This is a genomic window from Variovorax sp., assembly GCF_965279555.1.
GTDB lineage: Bacteria > Pseudomonadota > Gammaproteobacteria > Burkholderiales > Burkholderiaceae_C > Variovorax.
This window is the reverse complement of record NZ_OZ257247.1, coordinates 1,194,979-1,212,595: the sequence shown is the minus strand read 5'-3', so window position 1 is coordinate 1,212,595 and position 17,617 is coordinate 1,194,979. Positions and strand designations below refer to the sequence as shown.

The following is a 17,617-nucleotide window of genomic DNA, read 5'->3' as shown; positions in this document are numbered from 1 at the left end:
CATGCCTCGCCCTGTGTCTCTTCGCCTCGCCCCCCTCGTCCTCGCCCTGGCGTCCGCCGCCGCCAGCCTCGCGCATGCACAGACCGGCTCGGTCGCGGCCACGCCCGCGCAGGTGCGCCCGGAGGTAGACAAGGCCTACACGCAGCTGATGGCGTCGCCGCAGATCCAGAAACTGCTGGACGCGGTGAAGGCCGACCACGCGCGCTCGGTGGAAGACCTGAAGATGCTCACCGAGATCGAGGCGCCCCCGTTCAAGGAACAGAAACGCGCCGAAGCCTTCCTCGCGCGCATGAAGGCATTCGGCCTCGACGACGCGAAGATCGACGCCGAAGGCAACGTGGTCGGCCTGCGCAAGGGCACGGGCAACGGACCGAAGCTGCTGATCTCGGCCCACCTCGACACCGTGTTCCCCGCCGGCACCGACGTGAAGGTCAAGGAGCGCGACGGCAAGCTCTACGCGCCCGGCATCTCCGACGACACGCGCGGCCTGTCGGTGCTGCTGTCGTGGCTCAAGGTGCTGAACGACAACAAGATCCAGACCGTGGGCGACCTGCTGTTCGTCGGCAACGTGGGCGAGGAAGAACTGGGCAACCTGCGCGGCATGAAAGCCATCTTCCGCGACAACCTCGACATCGACGGCATGGTCGGCCTCGAGCCCGCGCCCGAGGGCACGGTGCTGATGCTCGGCACCGGCAGCCATCGCTACGAAGTGACCTTCAAGGGCCCGGGCGGCCACAGCTTCGGTGCATTCGGCCAGGTGCCCAGCGCCATCCACGGCATGGGCCGCGCCATTGCCAAGATCGCCGACGTGCGCACGCCCACTTTCCCGAAGACGACGTTCACCGTGGGCACGGTCGGCGGCGGCACCTCGGTCAACACCATCGCGCCGGACGCGCGCATGGCGGTCGACATCCGCTCCGACGAAATGGCGCCGCTGCTGGAGACCGAGAAGAAGATCCTCGCGGCCATCGACGAGGCCGTGGTCGAGGAAAACAAGCGCTGGAACGTGAACACGCTGAGCGTGAGCACCAAGCTCATCGGTGACCGCCCGGGCGGCCGCACGCAGTCGGACACGGTGATCGTCGAGGCCGCCACGCGCTCGAACGCGGCCTTCGGCCACAAGACGCTGCTGACCGGCGCGAGCACCGACGCGAACGTGCCGATGTCGCTGGGCATTCCAGCCATCATCATCGGCGGCGGCGGCAAGACGGGCGGCTTCCACGCGCTGAGCGAATGGATCGACGTGACCGACGGCTGGAAGGGTGCGCAGAACTCGCTGGTGACGGTGCTGGGGCTGGTTGGCGTGCAAGGCACGAGTGCGCCGCTCCTGGAAAAGCGCCCGCCCCGCACGAAGTAAACCGGGCGCGTGCCAGGGGGCCTCGCCCCTGGAAGTCTCCGGTATGCTGATGGCCGCTTTCCATCACGCTTACCGACAGGAGGACACCATGCACGCCCGCTCCACCCTCATCGCCCTGGCACTGCTCGCGGCAGGTGCCTCGGCGCAAGCCAACAACCTGCTCGACCAGCTGAAGGAAAAGGCCGGCGAGGCCGCCAGCGCCAACACGCAAGGCAACTCCGGCAACTCCGGCGGGTCCGCGCTCGGCGGCCTGGGCAACAACCTCGGCTTCAAGATGCCCGCCATCGGCTCCAGCACCATCGGCAACGCAGCCGGAGTGCTGCAGTACTGCGTCAAGAACAACTATCTGGGCGGCGACGCAGCCTCGGTGAAAGACAAGCTGCTCGCCAAGATCACCGGCCAGAAGCCCCAGGAAACCGGCTTCGCCAACGGCGCCAAGGGCCTGCTCAAGGGCGGCGACGGGCAGACGCTGAATTTCAAGGTCCTGTCGTCCAAGCTCAAGACCAAGGCCTGCGACTACGTGCTCAAGAACGCGACCTCGCTCGTCTAGCTGACCCATGCTTCGCGCAGCCGCGCAAGCCCTCTGCGCCCGCGCGGCATCCAGTACTGTTGCGGGCGCCATCCGTCATCCATGAATCCGGCCACCACCTCTCCTTCCCTGCGCCAGCGCCTCTCCCGCTGGGTTCCCTGCCTTGCCTGGCCCCGTCCCTCCGCCGCGCTGCTGCGCAACGAGGCAATGGCCGGCATCACCGTCGCGCTGATGGTCATTCCGCAGGGCGTGGCGTATGCCGCGCTGGCCGGCATGCCGCTGGTGACGGGCGTGTATGCCGCGCTTTTCCCGGCGCTGATCGCGGTGATGTTCAGTTCGTCGCAGCGTCTGTCGGTGGGGCCCACGGCGCTCACCAGCCTGCTGGTCGGTGCCTCGCTCGCGCCGCTGGCGGTGGCGGGCAGCGCCGAGTGGGTGGCAATGGCGGCGTGGCTCACGCTGATGTCCGGCGCCATCCAGATCGTGCTGGGCGCGGGGCGCTTCGGCTGGCTGCTGCGGCTGGTCAATTCGCCGGTGCTGATCGGCTTCACGCAAGGGGCGGCGGTGCTGATCGCCATCTCGCAACTGCCCGCGCTGCTGGGCTTCACCGGCCGCACCATTCCGCAGGTGCTGCGCGGCGGCCCGTTGCCCGACCTGGTGGCCATCGCCTTCGGACTCGGCAGCATCGCGGTGCTGTGGCTCGGCAAGCGCCTGCTTCCGCGCTTTCCGACCACGATGGCGCTGGTAGCCGGCGCGGCCGCCATCAGCTGGGTGGCCGACTACGCGCTGCAGGGCGGCGCGGTGGTCGGCAGCCTGCCTTCGGGCCTGCCGTCTTTCTACTGGCCCGGCCTGCTGCCGATGGGCACGCTCGGCGCGCTGGTGCTGCCGGCGCTGATGATCACGCTGGTGAGCTTTCTGGAAACCGCGTCGAGCGCCAAGGTCGACAACGCGCGCGCCGGCACGCTCTGGAACGAAAACCAGGACCTGATCGGCCAGGGCCTTGCCAAGCTGGCCTCGGGCTTCTCGGGCGCGTTCCCGACCAGCTCCTCGTTCTCGCGCTCGGCCATCACGCTCTATGCGGGCGCGCAGACCGGCTGGGCGACGCTGTTCAGCGTGCTGGTGGTGGCCGGCGCGCTGCTGTGGCTGATGCCGCTGCTCTATCACGTGCCGCAGGCGGTGCTGGCGGCGGTGGTGGTCACGGCCATCCTCGGGCTGGTGAAGCCGGCGAGTTTCACCGCGCTGTGGCGCATTTCGCGCATCGAGGCGGGCATTGCCTTCGGCACCTTCGTGCTGACCATCGCGACCGCGCCCAGCATCTACTGGGGCGTGCTCGGCGGGCTGCTGGCCGCCTTGGCGCACTACATGTATCGCCACCTGCATCCGCGCATCATCGAAGTGGGCCTGCACCCCGACGGCAGCCTGCGCGACCGCAACCTCTGGAAGCTGCCGCCGCTGGCGCCGCAGCTTTATGCGCTGCGCATGGACGCCGAGCTCGACTTCGCCTCTGCCTCCACGCTCGAACGCGCCCTCACCGTGGCGCTGGCCGAACGGCCCGGGCTCACCGACGTGTGCCTCTTCGCACAGCCCATCAACCGCATCGACATCACCGGCGCCGAGGTATTCGGCTCGATCCGCCGGATGATGGAATCCAGGGGCATCCGCCTGCACCTGAGCGGAATGAAGCTGCCCGCGATGCAGGTGCTGGAACGCGCCGGCCTGCTCGCGCCGGGACCGATGCTGTTCAGCTACCGCACCGACGGCGAGGCGCTCGCTGCGCTGATGCCGCGCATCGACGTGCCGGTGGCCTCCGCCGAGACCGAATCCGCCGCCTGAAGCCCCCCATGAAATCCACCATCGAAGAACTGGTTGCGTTCCGCACGGTGGTGGACACGGGCTCGATCACCGCCGCGTCGGAGCAGTTGGCGCAAACGGTCTCGGGCATCAGCCGTGCATTGAGCCGGCTCGAGCAGAAGCTCGACACCACGCTGCTGCGCCGCACCACGCGCCGGCTGGAGCTCACCGAGGAAGGCGCCGCCTTCCTGCAGCGCACGCGCGCCATCCTCGACGCGATCGACGATGCCGAAGAGCAGATGGCCGCGCGCCGCCAGCAGCCCGCCGGGCGCTTGCGTGTGAACGCGGCCTCGCCATTCATGCTGCATGCCATCGTGCCGCTGGTGCCGGAATTCCGGCGGCTCTATCCGCAGATCAGCCTGGAGCTGGACACCGACGACCTGCCCATCGACCTGCTGGAGCGCCGCACCGACATTGCGATCCGCATCGGCCCGCTGCGCGACTCCACGCTGCATGCGCGCCCGCTGGGCACGCACCGGCTGCGCGTGCTCGCGAGCCCGGCATACCTCGAAGCCAGCGGCAAGCCGCGCAAGGTGGATGAGCTGGCCGGCCATGCACTGCTCGGCTTCACCCAGCCGGAGTCGCTCAACCGCTGGCCGCTGCGAGGTCCGCACGGCGACGAGTGGACCATCGCGCCGACGGTGGTGGCATCGAGCGGCGAAACCCTGCGGCAGCTGGCGCTGGCCGGTGTTGGCATCGCCTGCCTGGCCGACTTCATGACCCATGCCGACCGAGCCAGCGGCGCGTTGGTGCAGGTGCTGGGCAAGGACACGGTGGACGTGCGCCAACCGGTGAACGCGGTGTACTACCGCAACACGCAGCTGTCGGCGCGCATCACATCGTTCCTGGATTTCCTGTCGCAGCGCATGGCCTGAGGGCCTCGGGTCACTGCGGCTGCCGGGGCACGAAACGCTCGACCGCCGCGGCGGCAATCTCGTAGCCGCTCACGCCCATGTCCGCCGACGCATAGCGCGCCGCCTTCAGCGTGCCGCTGACGTACACCGTGTCCATCGCATGCAGCCCCTTCACCGGGCCCGGCGCGATCACGTGCACGATCTGGTTGGCGGGCGGCGGCGGGGTGTGGATGCAGGCGCCGAAGTACGGCACCAGCAGGAATTCACGGATGCCCTCCTGCGAGGCATCCAGCGGCACGACAAAGCCCGCGAGCCTGGCCGCCTTGCCGTCCAGTTCGACGTTGACCGGCGCGTTGTCCCAGACGGCGCGCATCTCGTCGAGCATCTGGACGGCCTTGGGATCGTTGTCGCGCAGCGCCTCGAGGCTGATGTTGCGGTAGCGCTTCGTCGGGTCCCAGCTCCTGGGGATCAGCTCTTCCCATTTGAGTTCGGGCGCCGCGGCGTTGCTGGCGACCTGCCCCGATGCTGCATCCGGCGCGCAGCCGTCAAGCAGCACGGCCAGCGGTGTCAGCAGAAGCGCCGACAACAGGACGCGTGCGATATGGCTTCTCATTCGCCTGATTGTGCGGGGGCGATGTTTCAGGCATATAAAGCTGCGGCTTTGTCCCTCCGCCCGGCCTCGGCATCCGGCAAGGCGCCGGCGCGCTCAGTCCCGCACCGGCCCGCGCAGGTTCTTGATCTGCGAGCGCTGGCTCTTGCCTTCGAGCCGGCGCTGCTTGGAACCGTAGGTCGGCTTGGTGGCGCGCCGCACGCGCGGCGGCGCGGCCACGCTGTCGACTACCGCCTGCAGGCGCGCGAAGGCGTCGGCGCGGTTCATTTCCTGCGTGCGGTGCTGCTGTGCCTTGAGCACCAGCACGCCTTCCTGCGTAATGCGGCTGTCGCGCAGCGCGAGCAGCCGCTCCTTCACGTCGGCGGGCAGCGAACTCGCCGGGATGTCGTAGCGCAGGTGCACCGCGCTCGACACCTTGTTGACGTTCTGCCCGCCCGCGCCCTGCGCCCGGATGGCGCTGATCTCGACCTCGTCGGGATCGATCAGGACGGGCGGACGCAGCACAGCGCTCAGACCCGTTCGAAGACGGCGGCAATGCCCTGCCCGCCGCCGATGCACATCGTGACCAGTGCATAGCGCCCGCCCGTGCGGTGCAGCTCGGCAATCGCCTTCGTCGTGATGATCGCGCCCGTCGCGCCCACCGGGTGGCCCAGCGAAATGCCCGAGCCGTTCGGATTCACCTTGGCGGGGTCGAAGCCCAGTTCCTTGATGACCGCGCAGGCCTGCGCCGCGAAGGCTTCGTTCGACTCGATCACGTCGAAGTCGCTCACTTTCAGGCCGGTGCGCTCCAGCACCTTGCGCGTGGCCGGCACCGGGCCGATGCCCATGTACGCGGGCTCGACGCCGGCGTGCGCATAGCCGACCAGGCGTGCAAGCGGCTTCAGGCCGCGGGCCTTGACGCTCTCGCCACTGGCGAGCACCACGGCGGCGGCACCGTCGTTGATGCCCGAGGCGTTGCCGGCGGTCACGAGGCCGTCTTTCTTGAATGCCGGCTTCATCTTCGACAGCGTCTCGGCGGTGGTGTCTGCGCGCACATGCTCGTCGGTGTCGAACAGCACGACGCCCTTGCGCGTCTTCACCTCGACCGGAACGATCTGCTCCTTGAAGCGGCCAGCCGCGATGGCCGCCGCCGCACGCTGCTGGCTGGTGACGGCCAGTTCATCCATCTGCTCGCGCGTGATGCCGTAGCGCGCCGCCACGTTCTCGGCGGTGATGCCCATGTGGATCTTCTCCCACGGGTCGTGCAGGATGCCGAGCATGTAGTCGACCAGCACCGCATCGCCCATGCGCGCGCCGTAGCGCGCAGAGGTGTCGAAGTAAGGGCCGCGGCTCATCGACTCCGAGCCGCCGCCGATGGCGATGTCGCAATCGCCCAGCGCGATGGCCTGCGCCGCCGACACGATGGCCTGCAGGCCCGAGCCGCACAGGCGGTTGACGTTGAAGGCTGGCGTTTCGATGGGGCAGCCCGCATCGATGGCGGCCACGCGGCTCAGGTAGGCGTCCTTCACGTCGGTGGGAATCACGTTGCCCATCACAACGTGGCCGATGGCGTCGGCGGCCACGCCGCTGCGCTCGATGGCGGCCTTCACTGCCGTGGTGGCCAGCTGGGTGTTGGGTACATCCTTCAGGGCACCGCCGAAGGTGCCGATGGCGGTGCGGGCGGTGCCGACCACGAAGATGTCGCGCGAAGTCATGGAATGTCTCTCCTGGATGAAAGCGAAAGCCGCGAGAAGCGGCGGCTGCAGGAGGACGATTCTGACGGCGAACCGCGCGACGGGTTGTCGCGCGTGGAATAGCGCAGGCTCAGCCGCGCGAGACCGACTTGGGCGACACGTCGGTCACGTCGCTGGCGCTGCCGCGAATGCGCACCGGACGCTCCACCGATTCGCCGCGCGCCCGGGCGTTGGCCACGTCGGCGGCGGTCGGCTCGGCCGGTTGTGCCGCATTGCGAAATTTGTCGAAGCCCGAGCGCGGGTTGAAGCGCATCACCCAAGGGCTCACGGGCTTGCCCGTGAGACGCCCCCAGGCGTAGCGCACACCCCAGACAGCCGCCAGCAGCATGACCGCGACGGCCAGGCTGGCCGCGAAAACCAGCCCCAGGAGCAGAAGAATGACGCGAAAAATGAAGTTCATCATCCAACTTTAGGCCGAAGCAGCCGCGGTTGGTTCCCCGGCCTTAGCGAACGAGAACTGGCCGGGCGACCGGATCGGGTCGGTCGTGACCTCGATGGTGTCTTTCGGCCCGAAGCTGCCGTCCAGCAGCAGCTTCGACAGCGGGTTCTCGATGCGCTGCTGGATGGCGCGCTTCAGCGGACGTGCGCCGAACACCGGGTCGAAGCCGACCTTGGCGATCTCCGCCAGCGCCGCCGGCGACACCTCCAGGCCCAGGTCCATCTTCGCGAGCCGCGCCTGCAGCACCTTGAGCTGGATCGCCGCGATCGATTCGATGTTCTTCGCGTCGAGCGCGTGGAACACCACGGTCTCGTCGATGCGGTTCAGGAACTCGGGGCGGAAGTAGTTCTTCAGCTCGTCCCACACCGCTTCCTTGATCTCCTCGGAAGGCTTGCCCACCATGGCCTGGATGATCGGCGAGCCGATGTTGCTCGTCATCACGATCACGGTGTTCTTGAAGTCCACGGTGCGGCCCTGGCCGTCGGTCAGGCGGCCATCGTCGAGCACCTGCAGCAGCACGTTGAACACGTCGGGGTGGGCCTTCTCGACCTCGTCGAGCAGCACCACGCTGTAGGGCTTGCGGCGCACGGCTTCCGTGAGGTAGCCGCCCTCCTCGTAGCCCACGTAGCCCGGCGGCGCGCCGATCAGGCGGGCAACCGAATGCTTCTCCATGAACTCGCTCATGTCGATGCGGATCAGGTGGTCTTCGCTGTCGAACAGGAAGCCCGCGAGCGCCTTGCACAGCTCGGTCTTGCCCACGCCCGTGGGGCCGAGGAACAGGAACGAGCCCGTGGGACGGTTCGGATCGGACAGGCCCGAGCGCGAACGGCGGATCGCGTTGGCGACCGCACCGATGGCCTCGTCCTGGCCGACCACGCGCTCGTGCAGCTTGTCTTCCATCACCAGCAGCTTGTCGCGCTCGCCCTGCATCAGCTTGGCGACCGGGATGCCGGTGGCACGCGCCACGACCTCGGCGATTTCTTCCGCGCCGACCTGGGTGCGCAGCAGCGTGGGGGCGCTGGACTTGCCCTTGCTCGCTTCGCTGGCCTCGGCTTCCTTCAGGCGCTTTTCGAGCGCGGGCAGTTGGCCGTACTGAAGCTCGGCGACCTTGTTGAAGTCGCCCTTGCGCTTCCATTCCTCGATCTGGAACTTGATCTTGTCGACGTCTTCACGCACTTGCGCGCTGCCCTGGGCTTGCGCCTTCTCGGCCTGCCAGATCTCGTCGTAGTCGGCAATTTCCTTCTGCAGCTTGACGATCTCGTCCTCGATCAGGCCGAGGCGCTTCTGCGAGGCCTCGTCCTTTTCGCGGCGCACGGCTTCGCGCTCGATCTGCAGCTGAATGAGGCGGCGGTCGAGCCGGTCCATGACCTCGGGCTTGGAGTCCATCTCGATCTTGATCTTGGCCGCGGCTTCGTCGATCAGGTCGATGGCCTTGTCGGGCAGGAAGCGGTCGGTGATGTAGCGGTCGCTCAGTTCGGCCGCGGCCACGATGGCCGGGTCGGTGATCTGCACGCCATGGTGCACTTCGTACTTCTCCTGCAGTCCGCGCAGGATGGCGATGGTGGCCTCCACGCTCGGTTCGCCCACGATGATCTTCTGGAAGCGGCGCTCCAGCGCGGCGTCCTTCTCGATGTACTTGCGGTATTCGTCGAGCGTGGTGGCACCCACGCAGTGCAGCTCGCCGCGCGCGAGCGCCGGCTTGAGCATGTTGCCCGCATCCATCGCGCCTTCGGCCTTGCCGGCACCGACCATGGTGTGCAGCTCGTCGATGAAGACGATGGTCTGGCCTTCGTCCTTTGCGAGTTCGTTGAGCACGGTCTTCAGGCGCTCTTCGAATTCACCGCGAAACTTGGCGCCGGCCAGCAGCGCGGCCATGTCGAGCGACAGCACCCGCTTGCCCTTGAGCGAATCGGGCACCTCGCCTGCAACGATGCGCTGCGCGAGGCCTTCGACGATGGCGGTCTTGCCCACGCCGGGTTCGCCGATGAGCACGGGGTTGTTCTTGGTGCGGCGTTGCAGCACCTGGATGGCGCGGCGGATTTCCTCGTCGCGGCCGATGACCGGGTCGAGCTTGCCCAGGCGGGCGCGCTCGGTCAGGTCCATGCAGTATTTCTTGAGGGCTTCGCGCTGGCCTTCGGCGTCGGCGCTGTTCACGCCCTGGCCGCCGCGCACGGCGTCGATGGCCGCTTCGAGCGACTTGCGGCTCAGGCCGTTTTCGCGGGCGGTCTTGCCGATGTCGGCCTTGCTGTCGGCCAGGGCCAGCAGGAAGAGTTCGCCGGCAATGAACTGGTCATTGCGCTTGATGGCTTCCTTCTCGGTGGCCTGCAGCAGCTTGCCGAGCTCGGGGCCGACCTGCACGATGTCGTGGCCCTGCACCTGCGGCAGTTTCTTGATGGCGGCCTCGGCCCCGTTCAGCAGGCCGGGCACGTTGACGCCGGCACGCTCCAGCAGGGCGCGGGGACCATCGTCCTGCCGCAGCATCGCGGCCAGCAAGTGAGCCGGCTCGATGTAGGCGTTGTCGTTGCCCAGCGCGAGCGACTGTGCGTCGCCCAGTGCTTCCTGAAATTTGGTGGTGAGTTTGTCTTGTCGCATGGTGGTATTCCTGCATCCAAAATAGGGCCGTTCGGGCACGATTCAAGGCTGGCGCCCTGGGCACGGGTATTGCACGAGATCCGTGTTCCTGTCCGTAGGTATTTCTCTTTTTTCTCTCTCTCGAATGGAGTCGATCATGGTTTTTTCAATGCAGCGCGTTCAGCCGGTCCGCCGGGCGATCGGCGCCGGCCTCTTTCTAGCCGCCCTGGGCCTGTGCGGCCTTGCGCAGGCGCAAAGCGGCACTCCCATCCGCCTGCTCGTGGGCTTCCCGGCAGGGGCCGGCACCGACGCCATTGCACGCACGCTGGGCGAAAAACTCAAGGACGTGCTGGGCGTGCCCGTGGTGGTCGAGAACCGCGCCGGCGCTGGCGGGCAGATCGCGGCCACGGTGCTGAAGTCTTCGCCGCCCGACGGCCACACGCTGTTCCTGTCGCATGACCACACCATATCGATCCTGCCGCAGGTCGTGAAGAACCCCGGCTTCAACCCGGCCACCGACTTCGTGCCCGTGGCCGGCTTCGCCACCTTCGCCAACGTGCTGGCCGTCTCGGGCGGCACGCCGGCCAAGTCCATGGACGAATACGTGAAGTGGGTCCGCACGCAAAAGGGCGGCAAGGAAACCATCGGCATCCCCGCGCCGGCCTCGATCCCCGAGTTCCTGGTGAAGATGATCTCGGACAAGTACAAGATCGACGTGCAGCCCGCCCCCTACCGCGGCAGCGCGCCCATGACGGCCGACATGCTGGGCAACCAGATCACCGCGGGCATCGCTTCCGTGCCGGACTTCATCGAGAACCACAAGGCGGGCAAGGTGCGCATCGTGGCGTCCATCGGCGCCAAGCGCCAGGCCGTGATCCCGAACGTGCCGACCTTCACCGAACTGGGCTTCGCGAACCTGGACGACCTGCCCTACTACGGCATCTTCGCGCCGGTGGGCACCCCGCAGCCGATCATCGACAAGTACGGCGACGCGCTGCAGAAGGTGCTGGCCATGCCCGATGTGAAGCAGAAGCTCACCACGATGGGCCTGACGGTCGGCTACGAGCCGCAGGGCCAATTCGCGGGCCGCGTTCGCACGTACACGCAGACCTGGGAACGGATCATCCAGTCCAGCGGCTTCAAGCCTCTTTAAGCATTCGGGGCGCTGATGCCCCAGCGCGCCAGCGCCGCGTCGTCGGCCACGCGCGCATCGACCCAGCGGGCGCCTTCGGGCGTCTGCTCTTTCTTCCAGAAGGGCGCCTGGGTCTTGAGGTAGTCCATCAGGAACTCGCAGGCCTCGAAGCTCTGGCCACGGTGCGCCGACACCACCGCCACCATCATGATCTGGTCCGGCGGCTGCAGCAGGCCTACGCGGTGGATCACGCGCGCACCGAGGATGTCGAAGCGCCTGTGCGCCTCGTCGATCATGGCCTCGATGGCTTTCTCGGTCATGCCGGGGTAGTGCTCCAGCTCCATCGACGAAACGCTGCTGCCGTCATTGCGGTCGCGCACGGTGCCGACGAAGCTGCAGACGGCACCCACGCGTTTGTCGCCGGCACGCAACGCGGCGACCTCCTGCGAGATGTCGAAATCGTTCGTCTGGATCGAAACACGGGCAACGCTCATGTCCGAATTGTGGCATCGCGATAGACTGTGCCGATGCCCTGCCTTGCCACGCCCACGCTCTTCCCGGTGCCTTCGCACCCCGAAGACCGCCGTGCGCACCAGGGCAGCAACAAAGCCAAAAAACCAAAGCTCGTCTGACCGGAGCCGAGGTTCCGTCGTCGGATGAGCGACGGAACCTGCCAAGGCTTTGGCCCCTCCTGGGTTGCGCGCGCATCGGACGATGGTTCTTTCCATCGGTCGATTCCTGAAAGGAAGCCCGCGTGCCTCAACAACACAACCCCGCCACCCCAGATTTTTCCGGCTTCTGGGTGGCCCTCGTCACCCCGTTTCGCGATGGCGCCGTGGACCACGCCGCGCTTGCCGCGCTGGTCCGCCGGCTCGCAAACGACGGCGTGACAGGCTTCGTGCCCTGCGGCTCCACCGGCGAGGCGGCCGCGCTCGACGAGGCCGAGCAACTGGCCGTGCTGGACACCGTGCTGGAAGCCGCAGGCGGCCTGCCGGTCGTGATGGGCATTTCCGGCTACCACCTCGGCAAGGCCAAGGCATGGGCGCGCAAGCTCTCGGAGCGTCCGCTGGCAGGCCTGCTGGTGTCCGCGCCGCACTACGTGCGTCCCTCGCAGGCCGGCCTGCTCGAATGGTTCCGCGCCATCGCCGACGCCAGCACGATACCGGTGCTGGTCTACGACATTCCCTACCGCACCGGCGTCACCATCGCCCGCGACACGCTGTTGGCGCTGGCCGGGCACCCGCGCATCCGCGGCATCAAGGACTGCGGCGGCGACACGGCCAAGACGCGCGCCGTGATCGCCGACGGCCGGCTGCAGGTGCTCACGGGCGAAGACCACCAGATCTTCAGCACCATGGCCGAAGGCGGCGCGGGTGCCATCGCGGCCAGCGGCAACGTGCAGACGCGCCGCTTCGTGCAACTGGTGCGGCTGATGGCGCAAAACCGGCTGGCCGAGGCGCGCACCGAGTGGCAGGCGCTGCAGCCGCTGGTGGAAATGCTCTTTGCCGAACCGAACCCCGGCCCGGTGAAGGCGCTGCTGGCCCACGCGGGCGAAATGCACAACGAATTGCGCTCGCCGATGACCCGTGCGTCCGACAGCCTGCGCGAGCGCCTCGTGGCGCTCGACGCCTCGCTCAACCGCCCGTGACCGGCGGAAAGAAAGCGACCTCGCAGCCTTCGTGCAGGGCTGCGGCTTCATCGCTCATCGCCTGGTCGAGCGCCATGCGCACCGCCCTGCCCCTGGCCAGCGCGGTGGCGTAGGCACCGCCCCTTGCAATGAGTTCGTCGCGCAGGGCGGCGAGCGTTTCGGCCTTCGTGTCGACGGCTTCGCCGCTGCTGGAAAGCGCCTCGCGCACCGAGGCGAAATAACGGACCTGGACTTTCATGACCGGATTCAGCCCAGCAGCGAAGCGAAGGGAATGAAGTCGACGGTGTCGCCGGACTTGATCGTCTGCCCCGCCGGGTTGTCGACCACGCCGTCACCCCAGACCATCGAGGTGAGCACGCCCGAACTCTGGTTGCCGAACAGCTCGAGTCCGCCCGCCGCGTTGCGACGCGCGCGCAGGAACTCGCGTCGCTTGTCGGCCCGCGGCCAGTCGAAATCGGCGCGCATCTTCACCGGCTCCGGCGCAACACGCGTGGCGCCTTGCAGCGTCAGCAGGAAGGGCCGCACCAGCATCAGGAAGGTCAGGAAGCTCGATACCGGGTTGCCCGGCAGTCCGGTCACATGGCAGGCGCCCTGCCCGTTGCCGCGCGCGATGGAGCCATAGGCGAAAGGCTTGCCGGGCTTCATCGACAGCGACCACAGCTGCAGTTCGCCAAGCGACTGCAGCGCCGCGCGAATATGGTCTTCCTCGCCGACGGACACGCCGCCGGTCGTGATGATCAGGTCGCTGGACTCGGCCGCTTCGCGCAGCGCCGCGATGGTGGCTTCGCGGTTGTCGGGCACGATGCCCAGGTCGTTCACCTCGCAGCCCAGGCGATGCAGCAGCGCACGCATGAAGAAGCGGTTGGAGTTGTAGATGGCGCCGGGCTTCATCGCGTCGGGTGCGACTTCGCCGGGCATCACCAACTCGTCGCCGGTGGACAGCATCGCCACGCGCGGCTTGCGGGCCACCTGCAGCTTGTGGAAGCCGATGCTGGCCGCCAGGCCGAGCGCGGCGGGCGTCAGGCGCTCGCCCTTCTTGAGCACGACGTCGCCGGAGGCCACGTCTTCCCCTGCGCGGCGAATCCACTGGCCGGCGGCCGGCACGATGGCGATGCGCACCGAGCCCAGGCCGCCCTCCTGCGGCGTGGCGGCCGTGTCCTCTTGCATCACGACCGCGTCGGCGCCTTCGGGGATCTGCGCGCCCGTGAAGATGCGCGCCGCCGTGCCGGCCGCGAGCGGCGTGCCGACGGTGCCCGCGGGAATGCGCTGCGCTACCTTCAGTTCGGCGCCCGGCGCGGCGCAGTCGGCCACGCGCACGGCATAGCCGTCCATTGCGCTGTTGTCGCGCGGCGGTACCGTGAGGCCGGAGACGAGGTCCTGCGCCAGCACGCGGCCGTCGGCGTCGAAGGTGACGACGCTCTCTGTCGGCAGCGCCGGTTGAGCCTTCGCGAGCAGGACGGCGATTGCCTCGTCCAGCGGCATCAGCGGCGGACGCGACGAAGAGGCGGAGAAGGGAACGGGTGAATCAGCCATGGTGTTCCGGGTTGTATTCGAAGCGGTCGCCGCTGTCGATCAACCACTTCGCAATGGCCTCGGCGTCGTTGAGGTCGAACAGCGGGCGCCCGGTGGGCGACGGCAGATTGCCCGGCGCGTCCGTGGCAATGGCGGTGACAAAGGGGTCATCGGTGTAGAGCACCGGGCGCGCCTGCTCGCCTTCCGCGGGCTGGCGCCAGATCTCGATCTTTAGCACGTCGCTGTGCCGGAAGCCCTCGACCAGCACCCAGTCGGCCGCGGCATGCACTTCGGCCAGCAACTGGTGCACGCTGAGCTCGACAGGCACCTCGAACTCGCGCATCACCGCCAGCCGCTGGTCGGACGCCACCACCACCTCGAAGGCGCCGGCCTGGCGGTGGCGCCAGGTGTCCTTGCCCGGATGGTCGATGTCGAACTTGTGATGCGCATGCTTGACCACCGACACGCGCAGCCCGTGCCGCTTGAGCGCCGGAATCAGGCGCTCCAGCAGCGTGGTCTTGCCCGCGCCCGAATAGCCGGCCAGACCGACCACCTTCATGCGACCACCTTCATGCGACGACCTTCATGCGCGGGCCCGGCCGTGCTCAGTCACAGTTCTGCGCGATGTAGGCCTTCACGGCTTCCGCGTCGGCCGGCAGCTTGACGACGCGCTTGGGCAGCGACTCGATGCCCTCGAACTTCTTCGGGCGCGCGGGCTCTTCGCCCAGCGCTTCGACCAGCGTGGCCGCGAACTTGATCGGCAATGCGGTTTCGAGCACCACCATCGGCACGCCAGGCGCGAGGTGCTCGCGCGCGGCCTTCAGGCCGTCGGCCGTGTGCGGGTCGACCAGCGTGGCAAAGCGCTTGTCGGTGTCGCGGATGACGGCCAGCCGGTCGGCGTGCGTGCTGCGGCTGCTCTTGAAGCCGAAGCGCCCGGCGGCCTGCTGGAACGCCGGGTCGCCGCTCAGGTCGAAGCTGCCCTGCACGCCCAGGTCTTCGACGAACAGCTTGCGCAGCCGGGCGGCGTCGCGCCCCACCAGGTCGAACACGAAGCGCTCGAAGTTGCTGGCCTTGCTGATGTCCATCGACGGGCTGGAGGTCTCGTGCGTGTCGGCTGCGCCGCGTACGCGGTACACGCCGGTGCGGAAGAACTCGTCGAGCACGTCGTTTTCGTTGGTGGCGACCACCAGCGTCTGGATCGGCAGGCCCATCATGCGTGCCACGTGGCCCGCGCAGACGTTGCCGAAGTTGCCCGAGGGCACGGTGAAGCTCACCGGCTTGTCGTTGCTCGCGGTGGCCTGGAAGTAGCCCGCGAAGTAGTACACGACCTGCGCCAGCAGCCGCGCCCAGTTGATCGAGTTGACCGTGCCGATGCGGTACTTGCGCTTGAAGCCCAGGTCGTTCGACACCGCCTTGACGATGTCCTGGCAGTCGTCGAACACGCCGGTGATGGCGATGTTGTGGATGTTCTCGTCCTGCAGGCTGAACATCTGCGCCTGCTGGAACGGGCTCATGCGGCCGTCCGGCGAGGTCATGAAGACGCGCACGCCCTTCTTGCCGCGCATGGCGTACTCGGCCGCGCTGCCGGTGTCGCCGCTGGTGGCGCCCAGGATATTGAGCTCGGAGTCGCGGCGGCCCAGTTCGTACTCGAACAGGTTGCCCAGCAGCTGCATCGCCATGTCCTTGAAGGCCAGCGTGGGGCCGTTGGACAGGGCTTCGAGGTACACGCCGTCTTCCAGTTCGCGCAGCGGCACGATCTCGTCGGTGCCGAACACTTCGGCGGTGTAGGTCTTCGCGCAGAGCGCCTTCAGGTCGGCAGGCGGAATGTCGTCGATGTAGAGCGACAGGATCTCGAAGGCCAGCTCGGCGTACGGCAGCGCGCGCCACTTGGCGAGCGTGGCTGTGTCGACCTGCGGGTATTGCTCGGGCAGGTAGAGGCCGCCATCGGGCGCGAGGCCTTCGAGGAGGATTTCGCAGAAGCGCTTGCGGTCGGGGTGGCCGCGGGTGCTCAGGTAGTTCACTTTGGATGCTCGGTTGTTTGGCGTAGGCGCGCCGTCGCTCAGGACAGCTCTTCCTTGCGGATGCGCACGATGGGCTGCAGCACGGTGGGCAGCGCCTGAAGCTCGGCCAGCACGTCGTTGACGGTGCCCTCGCGCGCATCGTGCGTGAGGATGATGAGGTCGGTCTGCGTCGAGCCCTCGCCGCCCACTTCGTCGGCTTCGCGCTGCAGCACGGCGTCGATGCTGATGCCGGCGGTGGCGAGCAGGCCGGTCACCTTGGCGAGCACGCCGGCCTGGTCGGCCACGCGCAGGCGCAGGTAGTAGCTGGTGACGACCTCGGTCATCGGCAGCACCTTCAGGTCGCTCATGGCATCGGGGTGGAAGGCCAGGTGCGGCACGCGGTGCGCGGCGTCCGCCGTGTGCAGGCGGGTGATGTCGACCAGGTCGGCGATCACGGCGCTGGCCGTGGGCTCGCTGCCCGCGCCCTTGCCGTAGTACAGCGTGGTGCCGACGGCGTCGCCATGCACCACCACCGCGTTCATCGCGCCTTCGACATTGGCCAGCAGGCGCTTCGACGGCACCAGCGACGGATGCACGCGCAACTCGATGCCCTTGGCGGTGCGCTTGGTCACGCCCAGCAGCTTGATGCGGTAGCCGAGCTGCTCGGCGTATTTGATGTCCTGCGCGGCGAGCTTGGTGATGCCCTCGATGTGGGCCTTGTCGAACTGCACCGGAATGCCGAAGGCGATGGCGCTCATCAGCGTGACCTTGTGGCCGGCGTCCACGCCTTCGATGTCGAAGGTCGGATCGGCTTCGGCGTAGCCCAGGCGCTGCGCTTCCTTGAGCACGGTCGCGAAGTCCAGGCCCTTGTCGCGCATCTCGGACAGGATGAAGTTGGTGGTGCCGTTGATGATGCCGGCCAGCCACTGGATGCTGTTGGCCGTGAGGCCTTCGCGCAGCGCCTTGATGATCGGGATGCCACCGGCCACCGCAGCCTCGAAGGCCACCATCACGCCCTTGGCGTGCGCGGCAGCGAAGATTTCGGTGCCGTGCACCGCGAGCAGCGCCTTGTTGGCCGTGACCACGTGCTTGCCGGCCGCGATGGCCTCGAGCACCAGTTGCTTCGCAATGCCGTAGCCGCCGATCAGCTCGATGACGATGTCGATGTCGGGGTTGGCGATGATTTCGCGCGCATCGCTGACCACCTTCACGCCTTCGCCGGCCACTTCGCGGGCGCGGGCGGTGTCGAGGTCGGCCACCATGGTGATCTCGATGCCTCGGCCGGCGCGGCGCTTGATTTCTTCCTGGTTGCGCTGGAGCACCTTGAAGGTGCCGCTGCCGACCGTTCCTGCGCCGAGCAGGCCTACTTGGATGGATTTCATTG

General features: G+C 67.8%; 17 protein-coding genes. 6 read left to right on the top strand and 11 right to left on the bottom strand.

Features of this window, described 5'->3' with window-relative positions; translation table 11 throughout:
• Nucleotide 1 precedes the first annotated feature (1 nt).
• The 4 genes from ACQY8B_RS05985 (at nt 2) to ACQY8B_RS05970 (ending at nt 4,609) form a co-directional block, all read left to right on the top strand.
• The gene (locus ACQY8B_RS05985) at nt 2-1,357 is read left to right on the top strand and encodes a M20/M25/M40 family metallo-hydrolase (protein WP_422085840.1); all 1,356 of its coding nucleotides are present in this window, start codon (nt 2-4) and stop codon (nt 1,355-1,357) included.
• 88 nt (nt 1,358-1,445) lie between these two features.
• On the top strand, nt 1,446-1,907 hold the full coding sequence (locus ACQY8B_RS05980) for a DUF2501 domain-containing protein (RefSeq protein ID WP_422085839.1): 462 nt from the start codon (nt 1,446-1,448) through the stop codon (nt 1,905-1,907).
• An 81-nt stretch (nt 1,908-1,988) separates the two neighbouring features.
• The gene (locus ACQY8B_RS05975; RefSeq protein WP_422085838.1) at nt 1,989-3,716 is read left to right on the top strand and encodes a SulP family inorganic anion transporter; all 1,728 of its coding nucleotides are present in this window, start codon (nt 1,989-1,991) and stop codon (nt 3,714-3,716) included.
• Between the two features lie 8 nt (nt 3,717-3,724).
• The gene (locus tag ACQY8B_RS05970; protein ID WP_422085837.1) at nt 3,725-4,609 is read left to right on the top strand and encodes a LysR substrate-binding domain-containing protein; all 885 of its coding nucleotides are present in this window, start codon (nt 3,725-3,727) and stop codon (nt 4,607-4,609) included.
• A 10-nt stretch (nt 4,610-4,619) separates the two neighbouring features.
• Here ACQY8B_RS05970 and ACQY8B_RS05965 read toward each other — a convergent pair whose 3' ends face one another.
• The 5 genes from ACQY8B_RS05965 to clpB all read right to left on the bottom strand — a co-directional run bounded on the left by ACQY8B_RS05965 (nt 4,620) and on the right by clpB (nt 9,962).
• Nucleotides 4,620-5,201: a DUF3299 domain-containing protein gene (locus ACQY8B_RS05965; protein ID WP_422085836.1), complete on the bottom strand. Its 582-nt coding sequence runs from the start codon at nt 5,199-5,201 to the stop codon at nt 4,620-4,622.
• Between the two features lie 93 nt (nt 5,202-5,294).
• Complete coding sequence (gene arfB / locus ACQY8B_RS05960) at nt 5,295-5,702, bottom strand: alternative ribosome rescue aminoacyl-tRNA hydrolase ArfB (RefSeq protein WP_422085835.1); 408 nt, start codon at nt 5,700-5,702, stop codon at nt 5,295-5,297.
• Nucleotides 5,703-5,707: 5 nt separating this feature from the next.
• Nucleotides 5,708-6,892 (bottom strand): acetyl-CoA C-acyltransferase family protein, encoded by a 1,185-nt coding sequence (locus tag ACQY8B_RS05955; RefSeq protein ID WP_422085834.1) that lies wholly within the window; start codon nt 6,890-6,892, stop codon nt 5,708-5,710.
• A 109-nt stretch (nt 6,893-7,001) separates the two neighbouring features.
• A complete protein-coding gene (locus tag ACQY8B_RS05950; RefSeq protein ID WP_422085833.1) occupies nt 7,002-7,331 on the bottom strand; it encodes a hypothetical protein in 330 nt (109 codons plus the stop codon).
• Between the two features lie 9 nt (nt 7,332-7,340).
• The gene (gene clpB / locus ACQY8B_RS05945; RefSeq protein WP_422085832.1) at nt 7,341-9,962 is read right to left on the bottom strand and encodes an ATP-dependent chaperone ClpB; all 2,622 of its coding nucleotides are present in this window, start codon (nt 9,960-9,962) and stop codon (nt 7,341-7,343) included.
• 136 nt (nt 9,963-10,098) lie between these two features.
• On the opposite strand from clpB, the gene ACQY8B_RS05940 reads away from it, so the two are divergent.
• Nucleotides 10,099-11,094, top strand: a complete 996-nt coding sequence (locus ACQY8B_RS05940) for a Bug family tripartite tricarboxylate transporter substrate binding protein (RefSeq protein WP_422085831.1) — start codon at nt 10,099-10,101, stop codon at nt 11,092-11,094.
• On the opposite strand, the gene ACQY8B_RS05935 is transcribed toward ACQY8B_RS05940, so the two are convergent.
• The gene (locus ACQY8B_RS05935; RefSeq protein WP_422085830.1) at nt 11,091-11,567 is read right to left on the bottom strand and encodes a molybdenum cofactor biosynthesis protein MoaE; all 477 of its coding nucleotides are present in this window, start codon (nt 11,565-11,567) and stop codon (nt 11,091-11,093) included. The genes ACQY8B_RS05940 and ACQY8B_RS05935 overlap by 4 nt on opposite strands.
• 260 nt (nt 11,568-11,827) lie before the next feature.
• Between ACQY8B_RS05935 and dapA the strand changes: the two genes are divergently transcribed.
• A complete protein-coding gene (gene dapA, locus ACQY8B_RS05930) occupies nt 11,828-12,721 on the top strand; it encodes a 4-hydroxy-tetrahydrodipicolinate synthase (protein ID WP_422085829.1) in 894 nt (297 codons plus the stop codon).
• On the opposite strand, the gene moaD is transcribed toward dapA, so the two are convergent.
• Genes moaD through ACQY8B_RS05905 form a run of 5 tightly spaced genes read right to left on the bottom strand, consistent with a single transcriptional unit; the run spans nt 12,708 to nt 17,615 of the window.
• Nucleotides 12,708-12,959: a molybdopterin converting factor subunit 1 gene (gene moaD, locus ACQY8B_RS05925; RefSeq protein WP_081270455.1), complete on the bottom strand. Its 252-nt coding sequence runs from the start codon at nt 12,957-12,959 to the stop codon at nt 12,708-12,710. The genes dapA and moaD overlap by 14 nt on opposite strands.
• Before the next feature lie 8 nt (nt 12,960-12,967).
• A complete protein-coding gene (locus ACQY8B_RS05920; protein ID WP_422085828.1) occupies nt 12,968-14,254 on the bottom strand; it encodes a molybdopterin-binding protein in 1,287 nt (428 codons plus the stop codon).
• Nucleotides 14,247-14,792: a molybdopterin-guanine dinucleotide biosynthesis protein B gene (gene mobB, locus ACQY8B_RS05915; protein WP_422085827.1), complete on the bottom strand. Its 546-nt coding sequence runs from the start codon at nt 14,790-14,792 to the stop codon at nt 14,247-14,249. The genes ACQY8B_RS05920 and mobB overlap by 8 nt, the downstream gene beginning before the upstream one ends.
• Nucleotides 14,793-14,838: 46 nt before the next feature.
• Nucleotides 14,839-16,254 (bottom strand): threonine synthase, encoded by a 1,416-nt coding sequence (gene thrC, locus ACQY8B_RS05910; RefSeq protein ID WP_422085826.1) that lies wholly within the window; start codon nt 16,252-16,254, stop codon nt 14,839-14,841.
• Nucleotides 16,255-16,292: 38 nt separating this feature from the next.
• Nucleotides 16,293-17,615 carry a homoserine dehydrogenase gene (locus ACQY8B_RS05905; protein ID WP_422085825.1) on the bottom strand — a complete coding sequence of 441 codons (1,323 nt, stop codon included), beginning with the start codon at nt 17,613-17,615 and terminating at the stop codon, nt 16,293-16,295.
• Nucleotides 17,616-17,617: the final 2 nt, after the last annotated feature.

What these genes read in the sequence shown, in the direction of transcription:
- mobB (WP_422085827.1), bottom strand. Translation starts at nt 14,792, where the DNA reads ATGAAGGTGGTCGGTCTGGCCGGCTATTCGGGCGCGGGCAAGACCACG.
- ACQY8B_RS05985 (WP_422085840.1), top strand. Translation starts at nt 2, where the DNA reads ATGCCTCGCCCTGTGTCTCTTCGCCTCGCCCCCCTCGTCCTCGCCCTG.
- ACQY8B_RS05965 (WP_422085836.1), bottom strand. Translation starts at nt 5,201, where the DNA reads ATGAGAAGCCATATCGCACGCGTCCTGTTGTCGGCGCTTCTGCTGACA.
- ACQY8B_RS05950 (WP_422085833.1), bottom strand. Translation starts at nt 7,331, where the DNA reads ATGAACTTCATTTTTCGCGTCATTCTTCTGCTCCTGGGGCTGGTTTTC.
- ACQY8B_RS05935 (WP_422085830.1), bottom strand. Translation starts at nt 11,567, where the DNA reads ATGAGCGTTGCCCGTGTTTCGATCCAGACGAACGATTTCGACATCTCG.
- ACQY8B_RS05980 (WP_422085839.1), top strand. Translation starts at nt 1,446, where the DNA reads ATGCACGCCCGCTCCACCCTCATCGCCCTGGCACTGCTCGCGGCAGGT.
- clpB (WP_422085832.1), bottom strand. Translation starts at nt 9,962, where the DNA reads ATGCGACAAGACAAACTCACCACCAAATTTCAGGAAGCACTGGGCGAC.
- ACQY8B_RS05955 (WP_422085834.1), bottom strand. Translation starts at nt 6,892, where the DNA reads ATGACTTCGCGCGACATCTTCGTGGTCGGCACCGCCCGCACCGCCATC.
- moaD (WP_081270455.1), bottom strand. Translation starts at nt 12,959, where the DNA reads ATGAAAGTCCAGGTCCGTTATTTCGCCTCGGTGCGCGAGGCGCTTTCC.
- ACQY8B_RS05920 (WP_422085828.1), bottom strand. Translation starts at nt 14,254, where the DNA reads ATGGCTGATTCACCCGTTCCCTTCTCCGCCTCTTCGTCGCGTCCGCCG.
- ACQY8B_RS05975 (WP_422085838.1), top strand. Translation starts at nt 1,989, where the DNA reads ATGAATCCGGCCACCACCTCTCCTTCCCTGCGCCAGCGCCTCTCCCGC.
- ACQY8B_RS05940 (WP_422085831.1), top strand. Translation starts at nt 10,099, where the DNA reads ATGGTTTTTTCAATGCAGCGCGTTCAGCCGGTCCGCCGGGCGATCGGC.
- ACQY8B_RS05905 (WP_422085825.1), bottom strand. Translation starts at nt 17,615, where the DNA reads ATGAAATCCATCCAAGTAGGCCTGCTCGGCGCAGGAACGGTCGGCAGC.
- ACQY8B_RS05970 (WP_422085837.1), top strand. Translation starts at nt 3,725, where the DNA reads ATGAAATCCACCATCGAAGAACTGGTTGCGTTCCGCACGGTGGTGGAC.